Below are 26262 nucleotides of genomic sequence, written 5' to 3'. Positions count from 1 at the left end.
TACAACTGGCTGAGACCACATCAATTCAATGATGGTTTAGCACCTGCCAGGGCAGAGGAAAAACTTTATCCACTGTCCGGAATCAGTTGACCACTACACGTTCACCGGAGTCCGCCCACGCCGTCGCCCACGTCTTGATCCCGGTTCTTGCGCAGGTCCGTGTACTGGAGTTTTCAGGTCTGGGTCATATGGGGCCGATCACCCATCCAGAGACGGTGAACGCCGAGATTCTGGATTTTCTGGCGGAGGTGGCGCGGGCTGATGTCCTGAGTGTGGGGTAAAAAGCGATCATTTCAACCTGACAGCGTTCATCAGTTTCTCAGCCAATACCTCGTCTATCTGCAACCGGAAGAGCGACCTCAAGATCTCAGGCAACTCTTCAACAGTGATCAGGCGCTCCTGCACTGGCTGCTCGGGCAAAAAGGTCTTCAGCCGCAAACCTGTCAGCGCATAGCGAACAGTGGCCCCGTTGTATTGCGCCACCAGTTGCTGGGTAAAGGGCGAGGCGGGGTGGGTCGAGACGTAGTAATTGTGGTGGGCATAGTCATCGCGATAGTAAGGCTCGTCGCTGAACTGATAGATATTGAACCAGCCATCCTCCCGCCAGTAGCGAAGCACCCAATGGCGCGCCACACGGTCCAGGCGATAGCGCCAGGCGGCCTGGGTAACCTGGTTCCAGGCCTTCAGTTCGATGGGTTCACGCGGACCCACGTTACCCACGCCAACATCTACCAGCCAGTCGCTGCCATTCAACTGAACATTTAATAGCGTGTGACCAACGGCCGTCATCTCCTGCTCGCTGGTGCCCATCAATATGCGTGCGCTGCGTCCTTGCACGGCAAAACCCAGACGCTCCAGCACGGCGGCGAACAGGGTGTTGTGTTCGTGGCAATAACCGCCACGGCCCTGACCCAGCAACTTTTTCTGTACCCGGAGCAAATCGATATCGATGCTTTCACCGGCGATGATGTCGAGGTTCTCAAAGCTGATGGCGTCCAGGTGCGTCAGTGTCAGTGCGCGCAGGGTGGCGATAGTGGGTGCCAGTGAACCCTGGTAATCGATGCGCTGCAAATAGGCTTCCAGGTTCAGCTTGGCCGAGTCCCAGGAGGCGGAAGGGTGATTGTTGAGGATCTGAGAAAATGACGTCATGGTTTTGCTCCACCAAAGTCGGCCTTGTGGCTAGAATGGTCTGGAGTCTAAAAGTTGAAGTTAACTTGAGGTCAAGCGTTGGTGATGAAAAAAACTGCAGATTCAGCTCAGCCCGTTCTATTGAGCATCGGCAAGGTGGCGCAGCGTAGTGGCGTGGCAACTTCCGCGCTGCGTTTCTACGAGTCCAAAGGTTTGATCAAGAGTATGCGTAATGCCGGTGGCCAGCGGCTGTATCGGCGTGACGAGCTCAGGCGGGTTGCCATTATCAAGGCTGCGCAGCGCTTGGGAATTCCGCTGACGGATATCGCCCAGGCGCTGTCGGCACTGCCGGATAATCGCACCCCTACCGCTGCGGACTGGCGCAAGCTGTCGAGCCGCTGGCAGCAGCAACTGAACGAGCGCATCGAGCAGTTATTGAAATTGCGCGATGCTCTGGACGGCTGTATCGGTTGTGGTTGCCTGTCGATGACAGCCTGCCCGCTGCGTAACCCGGGTGATGAGGCAGCAACGGCAGGCCCGGGGGCCAGATTATTCGATAACTGAAGCTTCGATAGCTGAAGCGCTGACCCTGGAGGAGGGTCTACCGATGCGCGGCCATCAACAAGTGCTCAAAATCCTTCAGCGCTGCCGCCGCCGTGGCCAGCGGGCTGGTGACGCCAATCGCAGTGATTTCACCCATGACATCCGTATTGACCCGGATGGCTTTCATTCTGGCGGTTACCTGGGAAAAGGGGTGATCCAATGGGTAGGTCTTGAGTTCAACGCTGGCTTTAGTATTTCCGCCGTCATTTTGAATGCGTCCTATCAGTTTCGGCACTACACCTTCTGCTTTCCAGCGCTGAATATCGGCGGGGGAGATCTGGTCAATACCGTCGCGGGGGATGTCTTGCAGTTTAAGGCGTGCGCCAAACCCGGCATTGGCCAGGATATTGACCTTGCAAGCGGTGTCCCAGCCTTCGACGTCGAAACGCGGGTCGGGCTCGGCAATGCCCAGGCGTTTTGCTTCTGCTACTGCGTCATCGAAGCTCATGCCGTCCATCATCTTGCTCAGAACAAAATTCGTGGTCGCGGTGAGGATGCCCTCTACCTCCAACACCTGGCAGCCTGCGAGGTTGTATTGCAGCAGATCAATGGTGGGCAGGGCTGCGGAGGTGGCGCCGCTGATCTTCAATTGGACACCGTTGGCTTTGGCCAAATCCGCCAGGCCGGCATAATCGAATACCAGTGCGCCCTTGGAAATGCTGATGGCATGCATGCCCTGGGAGAGAGCTTGGCGAATATAGGTATAGCCGGAGCCGCCCGTTTCGAAGTTGGTTGGCCCAGCTTCTATCAGGACGTTGGCGTGTGAACCTTCGATAAAACCAGCGCCAGTGACACCGGGCTGCAATGGCAGAGCAGAATCTGTGCCCCAAGGGAGGCCGTCATGATCTATCAGGCCCGCGCGCGATCCGCATACGGCAACGATCCGTATGTCGGCGGCGTAAAGCTCGCGATAGTGTTGCTCACGCTCACGAATAATCTGGGCAACGGCTTTGCCAATGGCGCCGAAGCCGGTGATAGCGATATTCCATCTTTTCATGGTGGCCGTCTCATCTAGGATGTTGGCGGACAGCGTCACCTTTAACTACCCAGCGTTTTAACCAGTCATGCTTCACTGGAGGGACGAGTCCTGATTCTTGCACGTTGCAAAAATCAGGACCTATCCTGCCTTACTTACTGATTGCGCGTCACTCGCCAAATGGTATTAGCCAGGTCATCCGCCACGATCAGTGCGCCGCTCGGGTCAACAGTCACGCCGACCGGGCGGCCTCGGGTTTTGCCATCTTCATCAATAAAGCCGGTGACGAAGTCAATCGGATCGCCCACAGGGCGGCCGTTGGCAAAGGGTACGAAGACTACTTTGTAGCCGACCGGATCGGGGCGGTTCCAGCTACCATGTTCGCCGACGAAGACGCCATCGGAGAACTCGGTGCCCATGCTGTCGTCAGAGAAATCGACACCCAGCGCGGCCACGTGGGAACCCAGGGCATAGTCCGGTGTAATGGCGGAGGCGACCTTGTCCGGATCCTGCGGACGAACGCGGGGATCTTCATGCTGACCCCAGTAGCTATAGGGCCAGCCGTAAAAGCCACCTTCCTGCACCGACGTCAGGTAATCAGGCACCAGGTTCGGGCCCAGTTCATCACGTTCATTAACCACCGCCCACAACTCACCTGTTTCCGGCTGAATGGTCAGCGCGGTAGGGTTGCGCAGGCCGGTGGCGTACAGCTTATGGGCGCCGGTTTCGGCATTGATCTGCCAGACTACGGCGCGATCTTCTTCCAATTCCAGTCCACGCTCGCCGACATTGCTGTTGGAGCCAATACCCACGTACAAATATTGCCCGTCTTCACTGGCGGTCATGGCTTTGGTCCAGTGGTGGTTAATCACTGACGGCAGTTCGGTGACGGTTTCCGGCGGGCCACTGGCCTGGGTCTGGCCTTCTTCGTAATCAAAACGCACCAGCGCATCCTGGTTGGCGACGTAAAGCGCGTCGTCGATCAGGGCCAAGCCGTAGGGCGCGTTAAGATCTTCAGCGAAGACAGTCTGCGTTTCGTAGGTTCCATCGCCGTTCTCGTCGCGCAGCAGGGTCAGGCGATTACCGCTTTTCACCGAGGTATTGCCTTGGGCCTTGATATAGCCGGCAATAACGTCTTTGGGTTTGAGCTTGGGCGCATTGCCGCCTCGGCCTTCGGCCACCAAGATGTCGCCGTTGGGCAGCACGATGGTTTGCCGCGGGATCAGCAAGTCAGTGGCAATCGCGGTGACGCTGTAATTGTCCGGCACAGTAGGCACCTGATCACCCCACGGAGCGGGTTCGGCGATGGTCATGTTCGGCAGCAGGCCGCGTTCCGGGTCCGGAATAGTCGGCTCGGCGCCATACAGCACCATATCATCGTCATTGCTGCCACAGGCGCTGAGCAGGATTGACAGGGTCAGTACGGAGTACAGGCCAGGGCGGTTCATACGGCACCTCCTACGCGGTGGCTGGAGAAGCGAACCGCCGTTGCCGCACAGACCAGCAGGGTTACGATGACGGACAAAATCAAGCCCATGGGCATGGTCGCCCAGGCATCTTTGGCGTGCACCAGCGCATTGATAAAGCCCATGATCCAGGCGGCCAGCAGCAGCACTATGTAAATCACGCCGCGATCACCACGCCCTTCCGCATGGAACAGGCCGATGATGCCGCAGAGCAGGGCCAGACCGGCAAATACCAGACCGCCAGCGATGAGCCAGGAGGAGAAGTTGCTCCACTGAATTTCATAACTCTGGTAGTAGGCGATGTCACTGAGCAAGGCGCCAAGAAACAGCGGTATGGTCGAGGCGAGCAGCACGGCATGCAATGGATGAAGCGTCATATAAGACGTTTGATAGGGTCGGTCGACGGTGACGGTCATGGCGATTTCCTTGTTGTTAATTGGGCGGGACGTTAGGCGCCTTCCATGGCGTTAGAAGCACACGGGCGCATTAAGTTCGGTAAAACTGTTTGGCCATCAAGGGTGAGCGATTTAGGGGTGCGCGATTGGTCCGCGCGCCTATACATGCGATGGCGACTGAGTAAAACTCCGTTACCTGCGGTCCATACTGCATCGCTTGATCAACTTGAGGAGTTTTCTGTGAGCCGATTCGTCCTGTACCGCCTGGCCGCCTGTGTTATCCCGCTCGTGATGCTGGGCTGTGCCCAACAGCCTGAGGCGCCCAAGCCAAGCGCCGACCCGTTCCGCATCAGTTACACGGTTGGACCCTGCTACGGTACCTGCCCGGTGTATCAGGTGGCGGTGCAGGCTGACGGCTATACGTATTTCAACGGTGAGCGCCACACCCAGGTGGAAGGGCCACGGCAGCGTAAGAACCAGACGGGTGCATTTCAGGCAGTGGAAGCCCGCCTGGCGGAATGGCAGCCAGCGATGGGCGTGACTCAATCGACCCAGGACTGCGAACCGCGGGCAACTGATCTGCCTCAGTATGCGGTGATCTGGACCAACCAGGCCGGGGAGAAGGCGGTGCTGGAACACGACACGGGCTGCCACTCCGACAATGCCCGGGAATTGACCGCGGCGCTGAAAAGTCTGGATGGTCTGCTCGGCGTCGATGCCTGGGTTCGTGAAGCGCCCTGATATGACCGCAAACTTGAGTGTTAACACAAGGGAGTTTGAATGCGCCGGATCGGCCTGATCTCGGATACCCATGACCTGCTGCGACCGGAAGCCAAGGCCGTGCTGGCAGGCTGCGAGCATATTATTCATGCTGGCGACATTACCGTTGCACAGGTGATTGACGAGCTGGCGAGCCTCGCGCCGGTGACCGCGGTGCGGGGTAATAATGATCGCGATGCCTGGGCGCTGGATCTGGCCGAGGTCGAGATGCTGCATTTCGATCAGGTCTCGCTGTATGTCATTCATGATCTGGCGCAGCTGGATCAGCTTCCGCCATCATCGCCTGTGCGAGTGGTCATTTCCGGCCATTCGCACAAGCCCTCCATTCGGGAAACCGATGGCGTGCTCCATGTGAACCCCGGCAGCGCCGGGCGGCGCCGTTTCACGCTGCCGGTCACTGTCGGCGAGCTGTTGATCGACGGTGATCAGGTCAGCGCACGGATCATCGAGCTTGCGGTCGCGCCTCCCAAGCGCAAAAAGAGCTGAGCTGCTGCAGCAATTGTTTTGGCAATCGAGGAGGGCGTGATGCTGGAAGGGGTATTTTTCGATAGCTGGGCGACGCTACTGCGCACCTTGGTAGTGGCGGTGCTGGCCTATGTAGTGTTGATTGCGTTTTTGCGCATTTCCGGCAAGCGCACGCTGTCGAAGATGAACGCGTTTGACCTGATCGTGACCGTAGCCTTGGGCTCGACCCTGGCGACGGTGCTGCTGAGCAAGGACGTGGCACTGGCCGAAGGCGCGCTGGCCTTTGCCATGTTGATCGGCCTGCAGTTCGTGGTGACCTGGTCCAGCGTGCGGGCACGCTGGGTGCGGCGCTGGGTCACCGGCGAGCCGCGTCTGTTGTATTACCGCGGCGAGATGCTGGATCAGGCGCTGCGTCATGCTCGGGTGACGGTCGACGAAATTGAGGCCGCGGTACGTGCTTCTGGCATGGCGACGCTGGGGCAGGTTGAGTCGGTGGTGCTTGAGACCGATGGCTCCTTCAGCGTGATCAAAGCCCGAGAAGGGCAGCCGCCTAGCGTGCCGGTCGGTGTGGCGTTGCCGGGTAAAACAAAAGATTAAACGGCCGCGGCCACGCTCATCTGTTTCCAGCAATAGCGGACCAAAGCTAAAGCGTTTCTGCCCCGCTGGACTTCATTTGTTCACTGTGCGCAAGCATATCGGCAACCCGGCTTGCCAGTGCGTCCAGCGAGAAGGGTTTGGTCAGTAACTGCATATGCGGGCCCAGAAAATCTGCCCGGTCCCTGGCGCCGGCGGCGTACCCGGTCAGGAACAGCACGGGTAGCTGGGGCGCTGCATGCTGGATAACTTCTGCCAGTTGTCGGCCATTCATGCCCGGCAAGCCAACATCTGTCACTAACAGGTCTACGTGATCAAGCGCGTGGAAGTGCTTGAGGGCTTCTTCGGCGTCGCGTGCAGTGGTTACCTCGTAGCCCAGCTCACGCAGCACTTCCTGGTTGATCAGACGCACCGAGTCGTCGTCCTCTACCAGCAGAATGGACTGGCCCTTGCCGGGTACGGTTGCCCCCGACGCGGGTGGCGAGTCGGGTATCGCTCTGGGGTGTTCAGGCAGCACAATCGACACGGTGGTGCCTACCTCCGGTGTGCTCTCTATATCCAGGCGCCCGTTACTTTGTTTGGCGAATCCATACACCATGGATAGTCCCAGGCCGGTACCTTGACCTATGGGCTTGGTGGTAAAGAACGGCTCCATGACCTTGTCCAGTACGCCTGGCGGGATGCCGCACCCGGTATCGCGGATTTCGATAACCACCGTGCCGGGTTCGTCAGCGCTCTCCGACGGATCAAGCCGCGTGCTGACGGTCAGCGTGCCTCCCTCTGGGGTCGCATCCCGCGCGTTGATCACTAGGTTGAGGATGGCGTTCTCCAGCTGATTGGCGTCGGCACAGATCCACGGATCTTCGTCGCTCAGGTCGAATATGAGGTTCAGATGTTCCGGCACTGATCCATAAAGCAGATCCTGCAACGCCAACACCAGCTGATTGACCGAGACGGCTTGTGCGTTCAACGACTGCCGGCGGGAAAAGGCCAGCAATCGTTGAGTTAACGAGGCCGCGCGTTGGGCGGAGGTATTCGCTGCTTCCATAAAACGATCAATACCGTCGGTATTACCCTTTGCCAGGCGCATTTTAATCAGATCCAGCGAGCCGATAACCCCGGTCAGCATATTGTTGAAGTCATGGGCGATGCCCCCGGTCAACTGGCCAACGGCTTCCATCTTGAACGAATGGCGTAAACGTTCTTCGGCGCGCAGGCGCTCATCGCTCTCTTTCTTCAACTGTCCGATTACGGCTTTTAGTTCCTGTGTGCGGGCTTGCACCTGAATCTCCAGCTCTTCGTTGAAGCGTCGTAGCGACAGCTCCGCGTGCTTTTCTTCATTGATGTCCACAATCACCGCAGCCGCGCCAATAATTTCACGGGATTGATCAAACAGAGGCACGGCGCTGACTCGCCGCCAGGACTCGCCCTCGTCTTCCGAACGATGGCGGAATTCGACACCGGTAGCACTTTCACCTCTCAGGGCTCGAGCACCCGGGTACATATCCGGCGCCAGCCGGTTGCCCTGGGGGTCCAACCCCTCCCAGCTAGGCATTTCCGTGGAATCCTTCGATGGAATCACCCCGCGGGGCAAGTACTGCCGGTAGAGCGGGTTGCTGATCAGTGATTGGCCCTGCTTATCCATAAAACTGATACCCACGGGCACATTTTCCAACAGAATATGCAGCCGGCCGCGCTCTTCAGCCAACTCGGCCAGGCGGTCGCGCATGTCAAACTGGCGTTCGCGGGCCCGCCACGCAGCAGCCACGGCGCTCAGCAGCGAGGCTGAACTCAACGGCCGCTCCAGGGCGATGACATGGCCCGCAGAGCTGGGCAGGCGGCGTCTCGCCAAGTCGGTATCGCGGCCCGAGCGGCCCTGGCTGGAGGCCAGCAGAATGATGGGGATCTCCGACCAGGCGGGCTGCTGATCCAGTGCATTACCGAAGCAGGCGACATCACCGACAAGCGCTTCTTCGGTGAGAATGATCAAACCGGTCTGTTCACCAATCGCAGAGGACAGGGACACAAGATTCGGCAACGCGCGCGTGGCGTATTGCTCTTGCAGCACTTTCTGCAAACTCAGCGCGTCGCCTTTAAAGGGTGCGGCAATCAGCAGTGTGCGGTTGTTGATGTATTGCTTACTCGTCACGCGCGCGCTCTTCCATCAGGGCCGGTTCATCACCTTGGAATTCCGGAGTTCCAGTCAGAACGCCGCGGAAATTCACCAGCGGCTTACCCACGCGCACACCTTTGGAGTCAATGCGGATCTCGCGGATAGCGTCTTCATGGGCACCAGTTCGATGCTTCAAAATAGAGATCGCCTTGCGTAGCCGCCCTTGCGCTTCAAAAAAGCGGATGAGTATCACCGAGTCCGCTATATAAGACACATTCAACCGGCTTGCCATGGAGCCGACTAACCCGCTTTGCGGGGTGATCAAGAAGGTCACCACGCCCAGCTGACTCAGGTAGGAGATCAGCTCGTGCATCTGCAGAATCAGCTGCTGCTCCTGCGGCATTGCGGCCATATAGCCATTCAAACTGTCGACCACCAGCATACGGCAGGCGCGCTGTTCCACCTGGGTGCGCACACGCCAGGCAAACTCGCCGGGTGAGATCTCCGCTGGGTCAATCTGCTCTATGAGTAATTGCCCGTTGGCGACGTAGCGGCTTAGATCAAGGCCCATACTGTCCGCCCGGCTGATCAAAGTGGCGACGCGCTCGTCGAATTCATAGATGGTGCAGTTTTCACCGCGCCGACAAGCTGCGGCCAGATAGACCAGCGCCAAGGTGGTTTTGCCCGAACCAGGCGGACCCGTGACCAGGGTGCTGGTGCCCCGCATGGGCCCACCCACCAGCAGGTTATCCAGTTCAGGAATTCCGCTATCCACGGTTTCGGCGGTAAATTGCACATGATGCCGAGCAGCGACCAGACGCGGATAGACTTCAACCCCGCCTTTGCGGATAGTGAAATCATGATAGCCCGCGACAAAATCGAGGCCACGTAACTTCTGCACCTGCAGGCGTCTGCGCGCAGCGCCAAAATCCAGCGTCAGGCGCTCCAGAGTGACCACGCCGTGACACAGGCTATGCAGATGGTTGTCGCGCTCACCGTGGGAAGTGGTCAGGTCATCCACCATCATTACGGTAATCGCCCGCCCGGCAAAAAACTGCTTCAGTGCCAGCACCTGACGCCTGTAGCGCAGAGAGTCCTGGGCGAGCAGGCGCATTTCGGACAGGCTGTCGAACACCAGGCGGGTGGGCTTCAGTTCTTCAACACGCTGCTGGATCAGCTTGATGGTGTCGCCCAGTTCAGCTTCCCAGGGATGCAGAATGGACTGTTCGTAGGCCTCACCAAAAACGCCTTCGGTGGAGGACAATTCAAACAGGTTGATGCCGTCCAGAGTCCAGCCGTGCGAATGAGCCACGCTCTCAAGCTCTTCGCTGGTTTCCGATAGGGTGATGTACAGGACCGACTCGCCGGAGGCTACGCCATCGAGCAGAAACTGCAGGCCCAAGGTGGTCTTGCCAGACCCTGGGGTGCCTTCGAGCAAGTAGAGCCGGTTGCTGGGCAACCCGCCTTTGAGGATTGAATCAAAACCATCATTGCCGGTTGAAACGATTGGGCGCGTATTTGGCATTTTTATCCTTTGCAGGGAAAATTACTGTCCGCCATAGCCCCTTTTTCCCTTACTTAACATGGTGCCAAGAGCGGTCGTTATGTTTTTGGATGCTAAATCGGGGAAGGAGTTCAGCGCGACTCATGCGCGTCGATGTTGCTCTGCGCTGGCAGTATGAATTGTAAAAACGGCTCTTCCGCTACGGCGGGGCTGAATAAATAACCCTGATAGGCATGGCAATCCTGCTGCTGCAAGAAGGCCAACTGTTCAGCGGTTTCCACTCCTTCGGCGATCAATTCCAGCTTCAGGCTTCTGGCCATGGCGATAATGGCACGCACAATTTCTGCATCATTACCCTCCTGCGCGCAGTCGTGAATGAAGGATTGATCGATCTTCAGCAGGTCTACCGGTAAGCGCTTGAGGTAACTGAGCGAGGAGTAGCCGGTGCCGAAATCGTCAATCGCAAAGCGAATACCCATGGCGCGCAATTCGTGCATCTTGCTGACGGTATCCTTGATGTTCTGAATGACCATGCTTTCGGTGATTTCCAGTTTCAGGCAGTTGGCGGGAATGCCGGATTCGCGTACGGCGGCGTCTACCTGCGCAACGAAGTCGCTCTGACGGAACTGCCGTGGGCTGATATTGACGCTCAGGCTGAACGAGTCAGGGGCGAGTTTGCACTCGCCCAGCAGCCTGGCGATAAAGTGGCAGGCTTGTAGCAATACCCAGTGACCGGCCTGCAGAATCATGCCGCTTTCTTCCAGTACGTGCATGAAGGTGCCTGGCCCGATCAGCCCTTTGTCTGGATGCTGCCAGCGTAACAGTGCTTCTGCGCCAATAACGCGTTGGCCACGGGCATCGATCTGCGGCTGATAATGCAGACAGAATTGCTGCTCCACCAATGCCTGGCGTAATTCCGTTTCCAGTTGGAGGCGCTGGCTGACCACTATCTGCATCTGCGGTTCGAAGAAGGCGATGCTGTTGCGGCCGTTGGCCTTGACGCCATACAGCGCAGTATCGGCATGCTTGAGCAGGTCTTCCGGAGTGTCGCCGTGCTGTGACGCCAGGGCTATGCCAATGCTGCAGCTCAGTTGCAGGTTATGCCCCTTGATCGTCATGGGCGCCGCCACGGCATGCAGTAATTGCTCGGCACTTAACCTGGCCTGTTCAGCCACTTGCGGGTGATCGCCTTTCAGGCCGGTGAGCAGCACGACAAATTCATCGCCGCCCAGGCGTGCCACCGTGTCGGCTCTGCGTACTCGACCCAGCAGGCGTTGACTGACCTCCTGCAATACGGCATCGCCACAGCTGTGGCCGAGTGAATCATTGATGCGTTTAAAGTGATCCAGATCGAAGAACAGCAAAGCGCAGCTCAGACCGTGGCGTTCGCCCAGTGCCAGGTGCTGATGTATGCGGTCATGCAGCAGCAGGCGGTTGGGCAGATCGGTCAACGCGTCGTGGAAGGCCTGGTGCTTGATGCGCGCCTCAACCTGCTTTTGCTCGGTGACGTCCTTCAGGCTGGTGAGCGTGCGCCGCTCATCGCCAATCAGAATGAAGTTGCTGGACGCTTCGCAGTGCAGCACGTGGCCGTCCTGGGTAACAAAATCAATCGGCTCGTTGCGCAGGCGATTATCCCGCAGCAACTTCGCAATAGTGGCAGGGCGTTTTTCCGGATGCCGCCAGAGACCGATTTCCAAAGCCGTCTTGCCGACGATATCCGCGGCTTGATAGCCGAATAGCTCGGTAAAGCTACGGTTGATTTCGGCAATCTGGGCGCTCTGCTTTTCGAACAGCATGTAAGGTTCGGGGGAGTCCTGAAACAGCGCGGCAAACTTGGCTTCACTGCGCTTGAGTGCATGCTCGGAGGTGATGCGGTCACTGATATCGTGGGCCATGAGGAGGCGACAGGCCTGGCCACTGACATCGATCAGCTCTGCGTACAGCAGGCAAGGCTTCAATTCACCGTCACGGCATCTGAACCGGGTTTCGAATTGGTCGATGCGGCCTTCGCGATTAACGGTTTCGAGCAATTGCTCGCGCTGCTGCTGGCTGCTCCAGGCGGGTATGTCGGCGGATGAATGACTGATGATGTCTTCGGCACGCCAACCGAACAACTGCTCAAACGCCGGATTGATCGCCAGCACTTCGTTATCGCTCACCCGGGTCAGGATGCAGGCAATAGGCAGGCGGTGGAACAGAGTAATAAAGCCTTCGTCGCTTGCAATGCGACTGCTCATGGGCGCCGCCAGAGCATGGGCGTTTGGGTATCTGCTGGATGGGTAAGCAGGGTCATGGTGATTAACGCTCTTTGTTTCTTCTCAAAGTAGCTGTTTGGCCTGGCGGATACAAGAACCCGAAATGGGTAGTCGAGGTGGAGAGTCAGGCTCCGATGCTGACTCTTACGGCGCGGTAAGCCGCTATCTCCTCGCGCACGTCCTCGCGGCCTCCGGACTGAACGTTTTGATAATGCTTCAGCGTTTTCGCCAGATACGCCCGCGCGATGCTTGCCTGCTCCGGGGTGTTCGCCCGCCATATATCGACCCCGACGGGACTGATGTCGCATGTTCTGGCAGTTGCTGGCGACTCGGCGGCTACCCGTAGAACCTCGTAGAAACGCTGGTTGTCTTTCACCAACACCTCTTCGCTAAGGCGCAAGCCGAGCCCGATCAATTGTTGGCGCAGGTGGTACTCCTGGTGAACAGGGCACAGCAGGAAATCAAGGCTTGCATGCGGGTGTTGCTCGCGAATGGCCTTGATAAAGCGGGTCATCAGATCGCCACCCACGCCAGCAATGATGATCAAATGTCTGCCGGGAAACTGTGCCAACGGCAAGGCGGCAGTGTCCAGGCAGTGCGTGTGCCATTGGCTGGCCGGACTTGGGCGCGAAGCGTGTGGGTAAAAGTGCTCCAGCCTGGTCTGCAGCTGGCTGATGAGTGCCGGGAGGATGTCGACAAAGTGAATATGTGCCGCTGCCTCGCGCGTCAGCAGGCTGGCGCCCAGCAGGCCGTGATCGCAGCAGCAATCCCAGATATGCGCATAACCCGGGGCCACCATGGATTCAATTTGCTTGAGGCGTTTGCTGAGTTTCAAGGTCCGGGCTGTCGGGGCTGGCTGCTATTGATGCCGGACATTATGTCTGAATAGAACTGTTATGCCAGTGTGCGGTCTTAGTTATTAGCTGCGTACCCTTCGGCCGTAGCTGCTTAACTTTTCTAGCGGTTTACTTTTGCGGTCAATATCAAATTGGAGTTGATTATGAGTCTTACAATCAAATCGTTGTTGCTCACTATGGCTGTTCTGTTCGTTGCTGGGTGTAACACTATGGAAGGCGCCGGTCGTGATATGCAGGATGCTGGCGAAGCGGTTGAGCGCGAAGCGGCAAACTAAGCGTCTGTCTAATCCAGACTGCCCGGCTGGGACCTTCCGCCCGGGTGGTCCGGTTTTAGCACTACTGCAGTTGTCGTCCCCGCATTTATTGTCTGGTTAGAGTCACGCCACAATTCCTTTTTATAACAGTCTCCTTTCCCCAGAATGACTTTAGTGCCGCTCAGCACGCCTATTGAGCGCTATTTCCCATTGTCATAAAACTACTTCGCACCTGAACTGTGCACTCCTTGCAGTGTCAATCTTTGTAAGAGAGTTGTCATTTACAAGGAGTAGCTCCGTGACCTTTTCCATTGTTGCCCGTTGTCCGCATACCGGTCAGATCGGTGTCGCTGCCAGCACTGCTGTGCAGGCGGTGGGCAAGCTTGCATGCCATGCTGTTCCCCGCGTAGGAGCAGTGGCCTCGCAGGCGTTGGTCAATCCGTATCTGGCTTACGATGCGCTACGCCTGCTGGAGCAGGATGTGGATGCAGGCACTGCATTGAAACGCGTGCTCGAGTTGGAAAGTCAGCCGGAGAACCGCCAGGTCGGTATTGTTGATCGCAAAGGCCGGGTAGCAGCCTGGACTGGCTCGGAGAATATTCCCTGGGCCGGTCATATCGAAGGCAAACAATGCATGATTCAGGGAAACCGTCTGGTCGGCCCCTGGGTAATAGAACGCATGCTCCAGGTGATGCACGATCTGGAATATCTGTCTCTGGCAGAGCGCATGGTGCGCGCCATCCAGGCGGGCGCGGTGATTGGCGGTGATCGGCATGGCGAGCGCTCGGTCAGTATTATGGTATTTGGCGCTGAGGAATATCCGCTGTGCGATATTCGCATAGATGATCACGACCAGCCGATGCTTGAGCTGGAGCGGTTGTTCACGCTGTATAAGCAGAAGGTGCTGCCGGCAGTATTGAAGATGCCGCGCCGCGTCGGAGTGCCCGCTTGCGCGTAAAGGTGCGGTTATTTCGCGTCAAAGTCTTGTCATAAAACTGCAACGCATTGTATTTTGTCATCTGCTTGACTTATTCGGCGAGCCGGTGCGCATTGGGGCGCGGTGTTGATAGGGACTTATCATATGACGACACTCGTGACCGCCATGCGCCTGCGCTCAACCTTCCCGTGGATCATCCTGGTTTTTTTGGTATCAGCGCTGCTGATAGGCATGATGCTGGTCCTGCACGTCTGGCAGGAAATTCCGATAGGCGACATGGTGCGTGATCCAACTGCCGTGGCCGGCGTCTCGATCTACATTGGCTTTCTATCGCAGTTCGGTATTTTTTTCTGGGCAGGTGCAGCCACGGTCTGCCTGTTCAGCGCGATAGTGCTCCGTCCTGGACCTGGCCGCTACGACACGCGATTCTTCCTGCTTATGTCCGGTCTGCTATCGCTGGTACTCGGTTTTGACGATGTCTTCCTCCTGCACGAAGCATTTTTTCCTCATATTGGTATTCCCGAGTTATTTATCTTCAGCTGTTATGGCCTCTTTGTACTTTATTACCTCCTGCGCTTTTACCGGACCATCCTCAATACCGACTTTTTACTGCTGGGAATGGCCCTGGGTTTCTTCGCGCTGTCAGTGTTACTCGACCTTCTGGACCCTCAGTTTCTAGACCCAGACCTGTGGGAGGACGGAGCCAAGGTCGTGGGCATTGTCAGCTGGCTGATCTACTACCTGCGTACTGGTTTCGTCGCCATACGTCAGGGCGAGCTGGTGCCGACGCGCGCGCTTTTTACTGAAACCGAGCGGGTTAACGTACAATAACGCCTGATTTCAAATGCAGGCGTGGCGCAATGGCGATTCAGTGGTACCCCGGACATATGCACAAGGCCCAGAAGGCGATCAGGGAAGTATTGCCCCAGGTCGACCTGCTGATCGAAGTGCTCGACGCGCGCATTCCCTATTCCAGTGAGAACCCAGCGATCGCAGAGATACGCGGTGACAAGCCGTGCATCAAGGTGCTGAGCAAGACCGATCTGGCCGACCCCGCAGTGACGGCCGCCTGGCAGGAGTATCTGGAACAGGAGCGCGGGGTTAAAACCTTCGCGACCACCACCGAGCAGCCGGGGCGCATCAAGTTGCTGGTGGATCTGTGCCGCAAGATGCTGCCGGAAAAGGAAGCTGGGGCGAAGAACATCAATGCGATGATTGTCGGCATTCCCAACGTCGGCAAATCAACCATCATCAACACCCTGGCCGGCCGTGTGGTTGCCAAAACTGGCAACGAGCCGGCGGTGACCAAGGACCAGCAGCGCATCAATCTGGGCAGCGGCGTGGTGTTGCTCGATACCCCCGGGATTCTCTGGCCCAAGATTGAAAACCCCAACAGCAGTTACCGTCTGGCTGCGACCGGGGCGATCAAGAACACCGCGATGGAGTACGATGATGTCAGTTTTTTCGTCGCGGAGTATCTGATCAAGGCCTACCCCGAGCTGATTCAGGCGCATTTCCAGCTGGAGTATCTGCCCAGCACCGAACTCGAGTTTCTTGAAATGGCCGGCGCGCGGCGCGGTGCGCTGCGCGCCGGGGGCAAGGTCAACCTGCACAAGATCTGTGAGGTGCTGATCAACGAGCTACGTTCGGGCAAGCTCGGCTTGATCAGCCTGGAAACCCCGGCTCTGGTGGCGCAGGAAAAGATTGCGATCGCCGAGGCCAAGGCGAGGAAAGAAGCCGAGAATGCCGAACGCAAGAAACGCTTCAAGGACGGTTCGCGTAACTCCGACCGCGTCGACCGCAAGGAACAGAAAAACCAGCCGCCCGCGCCGAGCAAAGGCACCGGCAGCCGCAATCACCCGCGCAAGAAAAAGTAACCTGCTGGCGATTGGCGGCGGCTTGCAGGCTTTTTCAGTTCACCTGCTCAAGAATGATCTGCCTCTGCTCGTTGCTGACCGGCATCACGGATAAGCGACTACCGCGTTTGACCAGGGCCAGATCCTCCAGACCCGACAGCGCTTTCAGCTCATCCAGTGGGATCAGCCGCGGCAGTTTTCTGACAAAACTGAGATCAACCGACTGCCAGCGCGGCTTTTCTACGCTGCTCTTCTCATCGTAATACGCTGATTTCGGGTTGAACTGGGCCGGATCCGGATAGGCTGCCTTGACCACTTTCACTATCCCGGCGATGCCAATATGTTTGCAGCTGGAGTGATAGATAAACACCTCATCGCCTACGGCCATCTCTTTTATGAAATTGCGCGCCTGGTAGTTGCGCACGCCGTCCCAGGTGATCGGCTTATCCGGAGCCTTGGCGAAATCGTCAATGCCGCATTCGTCCGGCTCGGTTTTCATCAGCCAATAAGCCATGGGTAGTTTCTCCGGGAAGTAAAAGGGGCGTAACCTGCGAGCATGACATTCTCTTCCGAAAGTCCCGCGCTGCAAAGCCCTGGTCCTGCGAGCCCTGACCTGGCGCGCTTCCGTACCCCGGCGGTGCGGCATCTGGCATGGATGTGCCATACCGCCCAGTTGCTCGACGGGCCTCAGGTAATCGATCTGCGCGCGTATTGGCCGGATGATCTGCTGGCGCGCCTGAGCCATTGGGATGCTCACCCTGAAGACGGGCCTGCCGCCTTGAGCCAGCAAGCGAATCGGCGTCTGGGAATGTACTTCGAAAGTCTCTACGCCTGCTTGCTGACAGACATTCTCGGCTGGGACTTGCTGGTCCGAAACCTGCCGATCCGACATGCGGGCATTACCCTGGGGGAGCTGGATTTTGTGGTGCGCAACGGCCACACCGGCGTGGTCGAGCATCATGAAATTGCGGTGAAATTCTATCTGGGCTATCTGCAGCCCGGTTCTGCGGCAGGTAAACAGGATGTAAGCTGGTATGGTCCCAACGCGCGCGATCGTTTGGACTTGAAAACACGGCGGCTGCTGGACCAGCAAAGCCAGCGCACGGCGTTGCCGGAAACCACTGCAGCGCTACAGCACGCGGGTATTGAGCAACCGCAGGCGACCCGCATTTTCATGCCGGGATACTTGTTCTATCCGCTGGATGTGCAGTTGCAGGCGGCTGAATGGGTGCCACTTGATCACCCGCGGGGCGTTTGGGCCTATCTGGATGCCGCGGTGCGGATGGATGTGAGCCACTGGGTGCCGTTGCGCAAGCCGCACTGGCTTGGACCTTGGGTGCAGTCAACCGCGCCCGACGAGCTTGAGCGCGACACTGCTCTGGCTGAGATACGTGAGCTGGCAACACCGCGCCTCTTTGCGCGGCTGCAGCAGCATCCCTGTACCGGTGACTGGTGCGAGGCGCAGCGGATCTTCGTTATGCCGGCCCGTTGGCCTGGGATTTAACCTTCATCTCAGCGGCCGGGCTCGCAGAGAACTACAATATTCCGTCCGGCATCCTTGGCGCGATACAGCGCGGCGTCTGCCTGCTCCTTCAGCTCTTCCAGGCTGGTAGTGGGCCCCGGTGTGCGGGCGCATACGCCGACGCTGACGGTCACCACGCTGCGAATTTCGGACAGCTTGTGTTCAATCTTGGCTGCTTCTACCGCAGCGCGGCAGGCCTCGGCGACCTGCGCTGCGTTATCCGTATCAGGTAGAACGATCGCAAACTCTTCACCGCCGTAGCGTGCCAGCAAGTCGGTAGGGCGGCGTACCACGCCCTGCAGGATGCGCGCTACCTCCCGCAGGCATTCGTCCCCGGCCGGGTGCCCGTAGTGGTCATTGAACGGCTTGAAGTAGTCGATATCCAGCATGATCAGCGCCAGCGGTGTAGAAAGCCGTTTGGCTCGGCCCCACTCGTGTTCGAGGAACTGGTCAAAGTGCCGGCGGTTGGCCAGGTTGGTCAGGCCGTCGGTGAGGGACATTTTCTCCAGCTTGTCTTTCGCTTCATTGAGCAGACGGTTGCGATGCAGGTTGATCAACGCATATATCACCAGCAGCGCAATAAAGAGCCCGCCTGAAACCATCACCAGAGCGGGCAGGTAGCCACGTCGGCGATCAATATAGGTTTGCGAGGGCATGGCTTCTATGCGCCAGGCGCGTCCGGCGACATCGCTCAACGGCGTTTGGAAACCCAGCTCACTTACCCAGCGCGGGTCTTCGGGGTCAGCGTTGCTGTAGAGCACATTGGGCTCTGGATCGGATATATCCACAACCTGAAACAGCAGGCTGGAAGTCTCTCCCAAACCAATTGCCTGATTAGCCAGCTCGCCCACCCGAAAAACACCATTCAAATAACCGTAGTGAGTGGATTGGCGGCGCTCGAAGGTGTCGGGATGCCCGCGGTACAGGGGCGCAAATACCAGAAAGCCCTGCTGGGTGTCCGGCTCCTGTACCAGCTTGATGCCGGCGGTTGCGACCAGTCTGCCGGTGTCGCGTGCGGTTTCAAGTGCCGCCAGCCGAAGGCTCTCGCTGGCCAGGTCAAAACCCATCGCCGCCAGGTTCTTGTCCAGTGGCTCAATAAACTGGACCGGTACATACCAGGGCCGGTCAGAAACGGGAACGAGCTGTTCGTCTTCGTTGCGCTCGGTCACTCGCAGGCCGGGTACCAGGCGTTGCTGCACGCGTTCAAACCCTCTAAGGCTATCCCGCTCAATCACCGGCGCCCAGGCGAATGCCATGATCGCTGGCGAGCGATCAAGAATCCCCTCGCTGAGGGTTCTGAAGCGGTCCGAATGCATGCCGGGCATGATATCCATTGCTGCTTTCAGGGCGTGCAGCACTTCAAGGTTGAGCAGCACTTCGCGCTCGAATACGGCCGCGGCTTGTTGAATATCGCCCTGGAACTGCGAGGCAATGGATTTGGTTTCTTCGTTGTAAAGGCTGCGGCTGAGCGCCGCGCAGATGCCCAGACCAATCAGGGCAAGCAGGATTATGGCCAGGAGTGGGTGTCGTTTCACGCTGGCCTCCTGATGTGTGGGTGCGAATACTCTCTGCAACGCTTCAATTCGAGCAGGTCCTCGGCACAACCTTGAGGTGGTGGGGTGCGCTAGTTTAGCTGTAATCGATGAAAGTCGTTTCCATCATTTATCCATGCCGCCATGAAAAAGGGGCCAGTGACTGCTGGCCCCTTGATACGACGCACTCAGGCGCTATTCAGTTCCTTTGATCTCAGGCGCTGACCTCAATTGCCCTTGACGCCTTGGGCAATGCGATCACCAATGTTCTGGTCGATATTGCGCCAGTACTGCAGTGAGCGCTCAAGCACCGGCTCGGTGACCCCATCCTTGAGGTGGCCAACGACGTTGGATACCAGCCTGTCGCGCGCGGCATCGTCCAGTACTTCACGGACCATGGTGCCGGCCTGACCGAAGTCGTCATCGTCGCGGCGCAGGGTATAGGCGCTGCGGACCATGTCGCCACTGGTAGCCCAGGTGTCCACGGGTGGGTTAAGCGATGGATCGGCTTTGGGGCCGCCCTTGGAATTGGGTGCGTAGACCGGATCGGTCACGTTATCCATCCGCATTGCGCCATCTTTGCTGTAGCTGTTAACAGGCGCATGGGGGCGGTTGACCGGGATCTGCTTGTAGTTCACCCCGAGACGCGCACGGTGGGCATCGGCATAGGCGAAGATACGGCCCAGCAGCATCTTGTCCGGACTGGCGCCGATACCGGGTACCAGGCTATTGGGCTCGAAAGCGGCCTGTTCGATCTCGGTGTGGTAATCGGTTGGATTGCGCGTCAGCGTCAACTTGCCGACCGTAATCAACGGATAGTCACCGTGCGGCCAGACCTTGGTCAGATCGAAGGGATTGAAACGATAAGTTTCGGCATCCTTGAACGGCATGATCTGCATCTGCAGTGTCCAACTCGGATGGTCACCGTTTTTCAGCGCTTCGTACAGGTCACGGGTGTGGTAATCCGCGTCCTGGCCAGCGAGTTTGTCGGCTTCCTCCTGAGTCAGGAAGTCGATGCCCTGATCCGTCTTGAAGTGGTATTTGACCCAGAACTTCTCACCCTGTGCGTTAACCCACATGAAGGTGTGGCTGCTATAGCCATTCATGTGCCGCCAGGTTTTCGGAATCCCGCGATCGCCCATCAACCAGGTGACCTGATGCGCGGATTCAGGCGACAAGGACCAGAAATCCCACTGCATATCATGGTCACGCAGGTTGGTATCGGCACGGCGCTTCTGCGAGCGAATGAAGTGCTGAAACTTCATTGGATCACGCACGAAGAACACCGGGGTATTGTTGCCGACCAGGTCATAGTTGCCCTGACTGGTGTAGAACTTGATCGAGAAGCCGCGCGGGTCACGCCAGGTGTCCGGGCTGCCACGCTCACCTGCAACGGTAGAGAAGCGCATGAGTACGTCGGTTTTGGCGCCGGGCTGAAACACGGCCGCCTTGGTGTAGGCGCTGACGTCGTGAGTGACTTCAAAATGACCAAAGCCACCGCCACCTTTGGCATGCGGTTGACGCTCTGGAATACGCTCACGGTTGAACTGCGCCATTTGCTCGATCAGATAATGATCGTGCAACAGAATCGGGCCGTCTGGGCCAATTGTCAGGGAATGTTCGTCACTCGAAACCGGTATGCCAGCATCGTTAGTGGTAGGTTTTTGCTCATTATCCGCCATCATCAGTCTCCATTATCGTTATGTGAATCCGTGAAGCTGGCTCGTGCTCGGCCTGAGGTGCATCACGTGATCGCCGGTATCTGGCATGCGCAGAAGTCATGGCCTCTGCGCACCTCTGTATTGGAGTCATCTTGAGGCTATAGTTCAGTCGGATATCCCAGTTGGGTGGTCATGCGTCGGCCGTATCCGCTGCGGCGCACGTGGGGCTAGCTGGCTATTGGCCTGCAAGGGCCCGTTATATCGGGGGTAGGGCGCTTGGGGGTAACCGACCCTGGTTGAAATACCGTTGGTCGGACAACCGCGCTTTGCATGAACTTCGTGCGTGACTCAGTCTCCAAATCTTACAAAGTATTTTTGTACTGCAGGATCAAGTTGTATAGCTTTCGAGTTACATGGCAAGGGTCTTACGCCGGATCGGTATAGCCTGGATGCTGACAATGTCCAATTCGATGAAGGACTGCGTTATGCAAGAACAGCTCTCTTCAACACCGCGTCCGGCCAAACCCGCAACGCGTAGTGTCCCCGTATCAGTTCCTATCCCTGCGGTTATTGAGGTAGTTGAACTACCAGACCGCCAACAGCGTCAACTGGATGCGTTGCGCGTTCACATCAACAACCTTCTAGCTGATCAATGGCTGATTGCCAGTCGTAACCCTTTGACGCTACAACGTGGCGAGCAGGTCTGTTACGTACTTCACGGCATGTTGGTCTCGGACGGCCTGGTTTGATCTAGCGGCATCTCGGCTCATTCTGGAGCCGAGGTAGCGATTTCCCGTAGCGCGTTTACCAGCGTGCCCGGTTCTTGCGCACCAGCAATCATGTATTGCTGGTTGATGATAAACGCGGGGACGGCAGAAACGCCGGCCTGCTGATAAGTCGCCTCGTCATCCCGTACTGCCTGCGTAAACTCATCGGACTCCAGTATTTGCAAGGCCTCTGCCGCACTTAGTCCAATCGACTCGGCGCAGCCCGCGAGGATAGTAGCATCCGCGATGTCGGCGGCTTTGCCGAAATAGGCATCGAACAGCGCCATCTTCATTTCAGTCTGCTTACCCTGTTCACCGGCCCATTTGACCAGCCGGTGAGCATCAAAGGTGTTGCGGGTGTAACGCTCCTGCATCCGGGTGAAATCCAGGCCAAGCTCCTTGGCAATGCTCATCATGTTGCTCTGCGCGGCCTCCATTTCGGCTGCACTGCGGCCATATTTGCGGCTCAGTGCCTCCAGAATCGGCATCGGCTCGGCGTCCGGGTCGGGGTTCAGTTCGAATGCATGCCATTGCACCTTGAAGTCCAGCTCACCGGCCAGTTCGCGCATGGCCAGCTCCAGCCGCGCGTAGCCGATGGCGCACCAGGGGCAGGCGATGTCGGAGACGATGTCTATTTGCAGGGTTTTCATGGTGAACTCTCGCTGTTGGTCTTAAGTCTATTGTTCAGCTTACACAGAAATGGGTGCGGTTTGTTTCAGATCCTTCATGTACTTACAGACATTTTGCGTACCGATAGTTCAGCCGCCACGGTCGGGCAATGAGCCTGGCTATTGCGGTGATTGGCAGTGGTATGGCCGGACTGGCTGCGGCTTATGGCTGTCAGCGCAACGGCCACCAGGTTACGGTATTTGAAGCGCTGGACGGCCATGGGATGGATGCGCATGCGCTGACCGTGGAAGGCGGTTTGGTCGATGTGCCGCTGCGGGTCATGAGTCGCGAGTCCTGGCCCAGCGTGCTGGCGCTGGCCGGCGCGGTCGGGGTGGGTACTTATGAGGTAAGCACCTACAGCTCCTGCAGTTGGCGTGATCAAAGCACCTGGTTTCGCAGCGGGCAGCTTCCCGGGTTTGATTGGCCCTTTGTTGGCTCCTGGCGTTACTTGAACGGACGTGCGCTGCGCGTCGCCTTGGGTCTACGCAGGTTAGCCAAGTTGACCCGCACGCTGGAAGCCCAGCAGTCTTCGCAGACGCTCGGCGAGGTGCTCGCTGAACATCCGCTGGATCCGGTGTTTTGGCGCGGTCTGATCTTGCCGATCCTGACTACCATCTGTACCTGTGATGAAGAGCATTTGCTCGCCTGGCCAGCGCTACAGCTACTCCACCAATTACACGCGATTGTGCATGGCTCCACGCTGTTGCGTCTGCAAGGGGGTACTTCTGCGCTGGCGCAACGGTTGGCGCAGAATTTGACCTTCTACTCAGGCAGTTCGGTGGCGCAGGTACTGAGCGAAGATCAGCGTTTTCGCGTATGCAATGAGCGCGGCGAAGGCGGGCTGTTTGATCGTGTGATTGTCGCCACGCAGGCCAATCAACTGGATTTTCTCCAGGATCAGACATTCGCCGAGGAGCGGCGCATTCTCGGCGATATTCGCTTTGCCGCCGGCGAGCTGTGGGTGCATCAGGATTTGCGCTTCCTGCCGGCCAGATCGGCTGACTGGACCGCCTTGAATTTCCAGATGGACCGGCAAATGCACAAGGCGATGTTCAGCGTACTGGTCAATCAGGTCGAACCCAGCCTGGCAGGCCGCGCGCCGGTATTGCAGACCTGGAATCCGCTGTTCGAGCCTGACCCACACAAGGTATTGGCGCGGATACCCTTCGAGCGAGCGGTAGTGCATAAGGGTACAGCCAAGGTTCATGAGCATTTGCGTCAGTGGCATGCGGCGCCCGGGCGCAAGGTGTTTTATTGCGGCTCCTGGGCCCATGAGGGCGTGCCGCTTTTGGAGTCGGCAGTACGCTCGGCTGAGTCCGTCGTTGATGCTATCGGTGGAGGTCACTCATCTGCTATCTGATTCTGTTGTTCCGTTAATGCGTGGGGTGTCATGACGCTTGTCCATAGTTTTGCTCCGTTGGCGCGGCCTGATGCTGCCTGTCTGGCGCTGGGCTCAATGCCCGGCAAGGCTTCGCTGAACGCGCAGCAATACTATGCGCACCCGCGCAATTATTTCTGGCCGTTCATGGAGCTGATTCTCGGCATTCAGCCGGGCCTGGCCTATGCCGAGCGCTGTGAACAGCTGCTGCACAAACGGGTGGCGGTGTGGGATGTGTTGAAGGCCTGTACCCGCTCCAGCAGTCTGGATGCCGATATTATCGAAGCGTCGATTATCCCCAACGATATAAGCGGTTTCCTGCAGCAGCATCCGCACGTCAGGCAGTTGTTCTTCAATGGTGCCAAAGCCGAATCCAGTTTCCGGCGCCACGTATTGCCTGATTTGCCAGACGCGCTGCGTAGCCGAATCCATCTGGTGCGTTTACCCTCTACCAGTCCGGCCAACGCGTCGGTGCCCATGGCCGTCAAACTGAGTGCCTGGCAGCAATTGCTCGAAGGCGCGGACATTCGCTGATCTGTGCTCGGGTCGACAGATAAAAGCCGGCGCCGATGTCTTTCCAGGCAGGGTGGCGGGCAGTTGTGCCATCCAGCACCGGGAGGCTGGTGGCAGCGCAGAACTCTGTGCATGCTGTGGCTTCGCTGATGCCCGTCCAAATGTCATCCATAACCCAGGAGCCGCGCATGTCCGTCAGACCCAGTGTCGCCGAGTTGAATGCCTTTTTTCAGCGTGAGTTCCCCCAGGCTCGAGTCCATGTTGATGAGCTTAGCCCCGGTGCAGCCCGAGTCCGGCACCATGTGGGTGATGGGGAGCTGCGGCCAGGCGGTACGGTCTCCGGTCCGGTGATGATGACCACTGCGGATGTGGCCCTTTATGCGGCCATTCTCGGCGAGATCGGTCTGGTCGCATTGGCCGTAACCACCAATCTGAATATCAATTTCCTGCGCAAGCCGGTGTCCGGTCGCGACATCATTGGCGTATGCAAACTGCTCAAGGTCGGCAAGACCCTGGCTATTGGTGAAGTGGCCTTGTATTCCGAGGGTAGTGACGAGCCCGTCGCGCATGCGGTGGGGACTTATGCGATCCCCCCGCAACGCTCTGCGTAGCCGTAGTATTCGCGGCTTTCAGCCGACTACAACTTCGCTGATCTGAAATAGCGGGGTCAGATCCGTGTAGTTGGGCACATCTGCGGTCAGAGTACCGGCATGCGGGCCGAAGCTGCGCTGGAACACTTCTACGGACTCGCAATAGATATGGCACATGGCGATATAGGTCGCCTCAGTGCCGGGCGTGGCACCGCTCAGGCCTTTATCGACGGTGTAATGGTCACAGGCATCGCCCATCAGTTTTTTAACCAGCGGCATGTGCGTGTCGCGGTAATAATCGTGGTTGAAACGCGCGCCGGGCTTGTTCGGGTACATGACACTGACTTTGATCATGGAGTGCATCCTTGTGGTGGTCCAGCCAGCCTAGAGCAGCCCGCGCGTGGCGGCAAGGCTGTTGCCCTCAGGGCTGTGAGCGGTCCCTTGTGTCCCGTTCGCTATCGGGCAGTTCGCGCTGCCATTCCGGCGGCATCCATAGGTGGCGTAAGCGTTGTTTCAACGGCCCGCGGCGGGATACGTCACGAAACATATCGCGATATTCGTGCAGCCAACTGGCGAGCAGGCCGTTGCTTTCCGGCTGGCGGACAATACCGTATTCAATCGGTTGATCTGCACGCTCCTGAGCGAATGTACCGAATAGCCGATCAAAAATAATAAACACGCCGCCGTAGTTGGTATCGATATAAGCGGGATTACGGCCATGATGTACCCGGTGATGATTCGGCGTATTAAATACGTACTCAATCGCCGGGTGCAGTCTGCCGACCAGTGTGGTGTGTATGAAGAATTGGTAAACCAGAGACAGCGCATAGCAGATGCCGATCCATACCGGATTGAAACCGATCAGCGCCAGAGGCACATAAAACAGCCAGCCGCCGTTGAAGATATTGGTGGCGTTCTGGCGCATAGCGGTGGAGAAATTCATCCGCTGCGAGGAGTGGTGAGTCACATGCGCGGCCCACAGCCAACGTACCCGGTGGGAACTGCGGTGCATCCAGTAAAAACACAGGTCGGTCAGCAGCCACAACAGCGCGCCGGTCCATATCGTCAGTTGAATATCCAGCAGACGGTAATGATAGGCCAATGCGTAGACCGGAAAGGCGATCAACCCGGCAAACAGCAGTTCGGTGGTCTGATAGCCAGCGCCAAGCATAAAGTTGCGCAGCGATTCTGCACCGTCAACCAACCGCGGATCATGGCGAATCTTGAAGTACTCCCAGGCAAAAACGCCGATAAACACCGGCGTCGCCAGCATGAACACCAGCTGCCGTTCATCCAGCGCCAGCCAAGGCGGCAGCATGTTTAGCAGCTGCGGCAAGCCGCTTTCACGCCAGAGGCTGTGTAACATCTCGGGAAATGGCATGTTGTTCACTGCGCAGTTGCTTGATCGATAACTCATACTGCACGCGGAAGCTGAACGCATATTGAC

General features: G+C 57.8%; 28 protein-coding genes. 14 read left to right on the top strand and 14 right to left on the bottom strand.

Annotation, left to right across the window (positions count from 1 at the left end; all coding sequences use genetic code 11):
- The first annotated feature begins 86 nt into the window (after positions 1-86).
- A complete protein-coding gene (locus DT594_RS18135; protein WP_149334499.1) occupies positions 87-281 on the top strand; it encodes an alpha/beta fold hydrolase in 195 nt (64 codons plus the stop codon).
- Between the two features lie 7 nt (positions 282-288).
- On the opposite strand, the gene DT594_RS18130 is transcribed toward DT594_RS18135, so the two are convergent.
- Positions 289-1149 carry an arylamine N-acetyltransferase family protein gene (locus DT594_RS18130; RefSeq protein ID WP_149334497.1) on the bottom strand — a complete coding sequence of 287 codons (861 nt, stop codon included), beginning with the start codon at positions 1147-1149 and terminating at the stop codon, positions 289-291.
- Positions 1150-1233: 84 nt separating this feature from the next.
- Between DT594_RS18130 and soxR the strand changes: the two genes are divergently transcribed.
- The gene (gene soxR, locus DT594_RS18125; protein ID WP_149334495.1) at positions 1234-1692 is read left to right on the top strand and encodes a redox-sensitive transcriptional activator SoxR; all 459 of its coding nucleotides are present in this window, start codon (positions 1234-1236) and stop codon (positions 1690-1692) included.
- A 37-nt stretch (positions 1693-1729) separates the two neighbouring features.
- On the opposite strand, the gene DT594_RS18120 is transcribed toward soxR, so the two are convergent.
- The 3 genes from DT594_RS18120 to DT594_RS18110 form a co-directional block, all read right to left on the bottom strand.
- Positions 1730-2728 carry a homoserine dehydrogenase gene (locus DT594_RS18120; protein WP_149334494.1) on the bottom strand — a complete coding sequence of 333 codons (999 nt, stop codon included), beginning with the start codon at positions 2726-2728 and terminating at the stop codon, positions 1730-1732.
- Between the two features lie 134 nt (positions 2729-2862).
- On the bottom strand, positions 2863-4155 hold the full coding sequence (locus DT594_RS18115) for a PQQ-dependent sugar dehydrogenase (RefSeq protein ID WP_149334492.1): 1293 nt from the start codon (positions 4153-4155) through the stop codon (positions 2863-2865).
- Positions 4152-4589: a DUF2231 domain-containing protein gene (locus DT594_RS18110; RefSeq protein ID WP_149334490.1), complete on the bottom strand. Its 438-nt coding sequence runs from the start codon at positions 4587-4589 to the stop codon at positions 4152-4154. The genes DT594_RS18115 and DT594_RS18110 overlap by 4 nt, the downstream gene beginning before the upstream one ends.
- A gap of 219 nt (positions 4590-4808) precedes the next feature.
- Here DT594_RS18110 and DT594_RS18105 point away from each other — a divergent pair, with 219 nt between their 5' ends.
- From DT594_RS18105 to DT594_RS18095, 3 genes are read left to right on the top strand one after another with little or no spacing between them, the layout of a single operon-like run.
- The gene (locus tag DT594_RS18105) at positions 4809-5309 is read left to right on the top strand and encodes a DUF6438 domain-containing protein (RefSeq protein WP_149334488.1); all 501 of its coding nucleotides are present in this window, start codon (positions 4809-4811) and stop codon (positions 5307-5309) included.
- A 39-nt stretch (positions 5310-5348) separates the two neighbouring features.
- The gene (locus tag DT594_RS18100; RefSeq protein WP_149334486.1) at positions 5349-5834 is read left to right on the top strand and encodes a metallophosphoesterase family protein; all 486 of its coding nucleotides are present in this window, start codon (positions 5349-5351) and stop codon (positions 5832-5834) included.
- A 42-nt stretch (positions 5835-5876) separates the two neighbouring features.
- Positions 5877-6410, top strand: coding sequence for a DUF421 domain-containing protein (locus DT594_RS18095; RefSeq protein ID WP_149334517.1), 534 nt, complete (start codon positions 5877-5879; stop codon positions 6408-6410).
- 46 nt (positions 6411-6456) lie between these two features.
- Here DT594_RS18095 and DT594_RS18090 read toward each other — a convergent pair whose 3' ends face one another.
- From DT594_RS18090 to DT594_RS18075, 4 genes are all read right to left on the bottom strand, one after another.
- A complete protein-coding gene (locus DT594_RS18090; protein WP_149334484.1) occupies positions 6457-8556 on the bottom strand; it encodes a hybrid sensor histidine kinase/response regulator in 2100 nt (699 codons plus the stop codon).
- Positions 8546-10045, bottom strand: coding sequence for an ATPase domain-containing protein (locus tag DT594_RS18085; protein ID WP_149334482.1), 1500 nt, complete (start codon positions 10043-10045; stop codon positions 8546-8548). The genes DT594_RS18090 and DT594_RS18085 overlap by 11 nt, the downstream gene beginning before the upstream one ends.
- A 110-nt stretch (positions 10046-10155) precedes the next feature.
- Positions 10156-12261, bottom strand: a complete 2106-nt coding sequence (locus DT594_RS18080; RefSeq protein WP_149334480.1) for a putative bifunctional diguanylate cyclase/phosphodiesterase — start codon at positions 12259-12261, stop codon at positions 10156-10158.
- Between the two features lie 142 nt (positions 12262-12403).
- Positions 12404-13114 carry a tRNA (adenine(22)-N(1))-methyltransferase gene (locus DT594_RS18075; protein WP_149334478.1) on the bottom strand — a complete coding sequence of 237 codons (711 nt, stop codon included), beginning with the start codon at positions 13112-13114 and terminating at the stop codon, positions 12404-12406.
- Between the two features lie 165 nt (positions 13115-13279).
- Here DT594_RS18075 and DT594_RS18070 point away from each other — a divergent pair, with 165 nt between their 5' ends.
- The 4 genes from DT594_RS18070 to ylqF all read left to right on the top strand — a co-directional run bounded on the left by DT594_RS18070 (position 13280) and on the right by ylqF (position 16204).
- The gene (locus DT594_RS18070; RefSeq protein ID WP_096347878.1) at positions 13280-13411 is read left to right on the top strand and encodes an entericidin A/B family lipoprotein; all 132 of its coding nucleotides are present in this window, start codon (positions 13280-13282) and stop codon (positions 13409-13411) included.
- Between the two features lie 277 nt (positions 13412-13688).
- Complete coding sequence (locus tag DT594_RS18065; RefSeq protein WP_149334477.1) at positions 13689-14348, top strand: DUF1028 domain-containing protein; 660 nt, start codon at positions 13689-13691, stop codon at positions 14346-14348.
- Between the two features lie 123 nt (positions 14349-14471).
- The gene (locus DT594_RS18060; protein ID WP_178091583.1) at positions 14472-15158 is read left to right on the top strand and encodes a hypothetical protein; all 687 of its coding nucleotides are present in this window, start codon (positions 14472-14474) and stop codon (positions 15156-15158) included.
- 29 nt (positions 15159-15187) lie between these two features.
- Positions 15188-16204, top strand: a complete 1017-nt coding sequence (gene ylqF / locus DT594_RS18055; RefSeq protein WP_149334475.1) for a ribosome biogenesis GTPase YlqF — start codon at positions 15188-15190, stop codon at positions 16202-16204.
- 34 nt (positions 16205-16238) lie between these two features.
- Here ylqF and DT594_RS18050 read toward each other — a convergent pair whose 3' ends face one another.
- Positions 16239-16697: an EVE domain-containing protein gene (locus DT594_RS18050; RefSeq protein WP_149334473.1), complete on the bottom strand. Its 459-nt coding sequence runs from the start codon at positions 16695-16697 to the stop codon at positions 16239-16241.
- Positions 16698-16739: 42 nt separating this feature from the next.
- Here DT594_RS18050 and DT594_RS18045 point away from each other — a divergent pair, with 42 nt between their 5' ends.
- Positions 16740-17687 (top strand): DUF1853 family protein, encoded by a 948-nt coding sequence (locus DT594_RS18045; protein WP_149334471.1) that lies wholly within the window; start codon positions 16740-16742, stop codon positions 17685-17687.
- Positions 17688-17695: 8 nt separating this feature from the next.
- Here DT594_RS18045 and DT594_RS18040 read toward each other — a convergent pair whose 3' ends face one another.
- Positions 17696-19240: a CHASE domain-containing protein gene (locus DT594_RS18040; RefSeq protein WP_149334469.1), complete on the bottom strand. Its 1545-nt coding sequence runs from the start codon at positions 19238-19240 to the stop codon at positions 17696-17698.
- Positions 19241-19464: 224 nt separating this feature from the next.
- Positions 19465-20919: a catalase gene (locus DT594_RS18035; RefSeq protein WP_149334515.1), complete on the bottom strand. Its 1455-nt coding sequence runs from the start codon at positions 20917-20919 to the stop codon at positions 19465-19467.
- 464 nt (positions 20920-21383) lie between these two features.
- Between DT594_RS18035 and DT594_RS18030 the strand changes: the two genes are divergently transcribed.
- On the top strand, positions 21384-21647 hold the full coding sequence (locus tag DT594_RS18030; RefSeq protein ID WP_246164683.1) for a hypothetical protein: 264 nt from the start codon (positions 21384-21386) through the stop codon (positions 21645-21647).
- 17 nt (positions 21648-21664) lie between these two features.
- Here DT594_RS18030 and DT594_RS18025 read toward each other — a convergent pair whose 3' ends face one another.
- Positions 21665-22315, bottom strand: coding sequence for a DsbA family oxidoreductase (locus DT594_RS18025; RefSeq protein ID WP_149334467.1), 651 nt, complete (start codon positions 22313-22315; stop codon positions 21665-21667).
- Between the two features lie 128 nt (positions 22316-22443).
- On the opposite strand from DT594_RS18025, the gene DT594_RS18020 reads away from it, so the two are divergent.
- The 3 genes from DT594_RS18020 to DT594_RS18010 all read left to right on the top strand — a co-directional run bounded on the left by DT594_RS18020 (position 22444) and on the right by DT594_RS18010 (position 24836).
- Positions 22444-23694 carry an FAD-dependent oxidoreductase gene (locus tag DT594_RS18020; protein WP_149334465.1) on the top strand — a complete coding sequence of 417 codons (1251 nt, stop codon included), beginning with the start codon at positions 22444-22446 and terminating at the stop codon, positions 23692-23694.
- A 30-nt stretch (positions 23695-23724) separates the two neighbouring features.
- Positions 23725-24246: a DNA-deoxyinosine glycosylase gene (locus DT594_RS18015; RefSeq protein WP_149334463.1), complete on the top strand. Its 522-nt coding sequence runs from the start codon at positions 23725-23727 to the stop codon at positions 24244-24246.
- A gap of 167 nt (positions 24247-24413) precedes the next feature.
- The gene (locus DT594_RS18010) at positions 24414-24836 is read left to right on the top strand and encodes a PaaI family thioesterase (RefSeq protein ID WP_149334462.1); all 423 of its coding nucleotides are present in this window, start codon (positions 24414-24416) and stop codon (positions 24834-24836) included.
- Positions 24837-24854: 18 nt separating this feature from the next.
- Here the strand turns inward: DT594_RS18010 and DT594_RS18005 are convergent, their stop codons facing one another.
- Positions 24855-25169, bottom strand: a complete 315-nt coding sequence (locus tag DT594_RS18005) for an EthD family reductase (protein ID WP_149334460.1) — start codon at positions 25167-25169, stop codon at positions 24855-24857.
- A gap of 67 nt (positions 25170-25236) precedes the next feature.
- Positions 25237-26196 (bottom strand): sterol desaturase family protein, encoded by a 960-nt coding sequence (locus DT594_RS18000; protein WP_149334511.1) that lies wholly within the window; start codon positions 26194-26196, stop codon positions 25237-25239.
- Positions 26197-26262 lie beyond the last annotated feature (66 nt).

Source organism: Halopseudomonas laoshanensis (assembly GCF_008365385.1).
GTDB classification, from domain to species: Bacteria; Pseudomonadota; Gammaproteobacteria; order Pseudomonadales; family Pseudomonadaceae; genus Halopseudomonas; species Halopseudomonas laoshanensis.
This window is presented reverse-complemented; position numbering and strand designations above follow the sequence as displayed.

Coding starts and splice junctions, on each gene's coding strand:
- DT594_RS18130 (WP_149334497.1), bottom strand. CDS start 1,149: ATGACGTCATTTTCTCAGATCCTCAACAATCACCCTTCCGCCTCCTGG.
- soxR (WP_149334495.1), top strand. CDS start 1,234: ATGAAAAAAACTGCAGATTCAGCTCAGCCCGTTCTATTGAGCATCGGC.
- DT594_RS18120 (WP_149334494.1), bottom strand. CDS start 2,728: ATGAAAAGATGGAATATCGCTATCACCGGCTTCGGCGCCATTGGCAAA.
- DT594_RS18115 (WP_149334492.1), bottom strand. CDS start 4,155: ATGAACCGCCCTGGCCTGTACTCCGTACTGACCCTGTCAATCCTGCTC.
- DT594_RS18110 (WP_149334490.1), bottom strand. CDS start 4,589: ATGACCGTCACCGTCGACCGACCCTATCAAACGTCTTATATGACGCTT.
- DT594_RS18100 (WP_149334486.1), top strand. CDS start 5,349: ATGCGCCGGATCGGCCTGATCTCGGATACCCATGACCTGCTGCGACCG.
- DT594_RS18085 (WP_149334482.1), bottom strand. CDS start 10,045: ATGCCAAATACGCGCCCAATCGTTTCAACCGGCAATGATGGTTTTGAT.
- DT594_RS18080 (WP_149334480.1), bottom strand. CDS start 12,261: ATGAGCAGTCGCATTGCAAGCGACGAAGGCTTTATTACTCTGTTCCAC.
- DT594_RS18070 (WP_096347878.1), top strand. CDS start 13,280: ATGAGTCTTACAATCAAATCGTTGTTGCTCACTATGGCTGTTCTGTTC.
- DT594_RS18060 (WP_178091583.1), top strand. CDS start 14,472: ATGACGACACTCGTGACCGCCATGCGCCTGCGCTCAACCTTCCCGTGG.
- ylqF (WP_149334475.1), top strand. CDS start 15,188: ATGGCGATTCAGTGGTACCCCGGACATATGCACAAGGCCCAGAAGGCG.
- DT594_RS18050 (WP_149334473.1), bottom strand. CDS start 16,697: ATGGCTTATTGGCTGATGAAAACCGAGCCGGACGAATGCGGCATTGAC.
- DT594_RS18045 (WP_149334471.1), top strand. CDS start 16,740: ATGACATTCTCTTCCGAAAGTCCCGCGCTGCAAAGCCCTGGTCCTGCG.
- DT594_RS18035 (WP_149334515.1), bottom strand. CDS start 20,919: ATGGCGGATAATGAGCAAAAACCTACCACTAACGATGCTGGCATACCG.
- DT594_RS18030 (WP_246164683.1), top strand. CDS start 21,384: ATGCAAGAACAGCTCTCTTCAACACCGCGTCCGGCCAAACCCGCAACG.
- DT594_RS18025 (WP_149334467.1), bottom strand. CDS start 22,315: ATGAAAACCCTGCAAATAGACATCGTCTCCGACATCGCCTGCCCCTGG.
- DT594_RS18020 (WP_149334465.1), top strand. CDS start 22,444: ATGAGCCTGGCTATTGCGGTGATTGGCAGTGGTATGGCCGGACTGGCT.
- DT594_RS18015 (WP_149334463.1), top strand. CDS start 23,725: ATGACGCTTGTCCATAGTTTTGCTCCGTTGGCGCGGCCTGATGCTGCC.
- DT594_RS18010 (WP_149334462.1), top strand. CDS start 24,414: ATGTCCGTCAGACCCAGTGTCGCCGAGTTGAATGCCTTTTTTCAGCGT.
- DT594_RS18005 (WP_149334460.1), bottom strand. CDS start 25,169: ATGATCAAAGTCAGTGTCATGTACCCGAACAAGCCCGGCGCGCGTTTC.
- DT594_RS18000 (WP_149334511.1), bottom strand. CDS start 26,196: ATGCCATTTCCCGAGATGTTACACAGCCTCTGGCGTGAAAGCGGCTTG.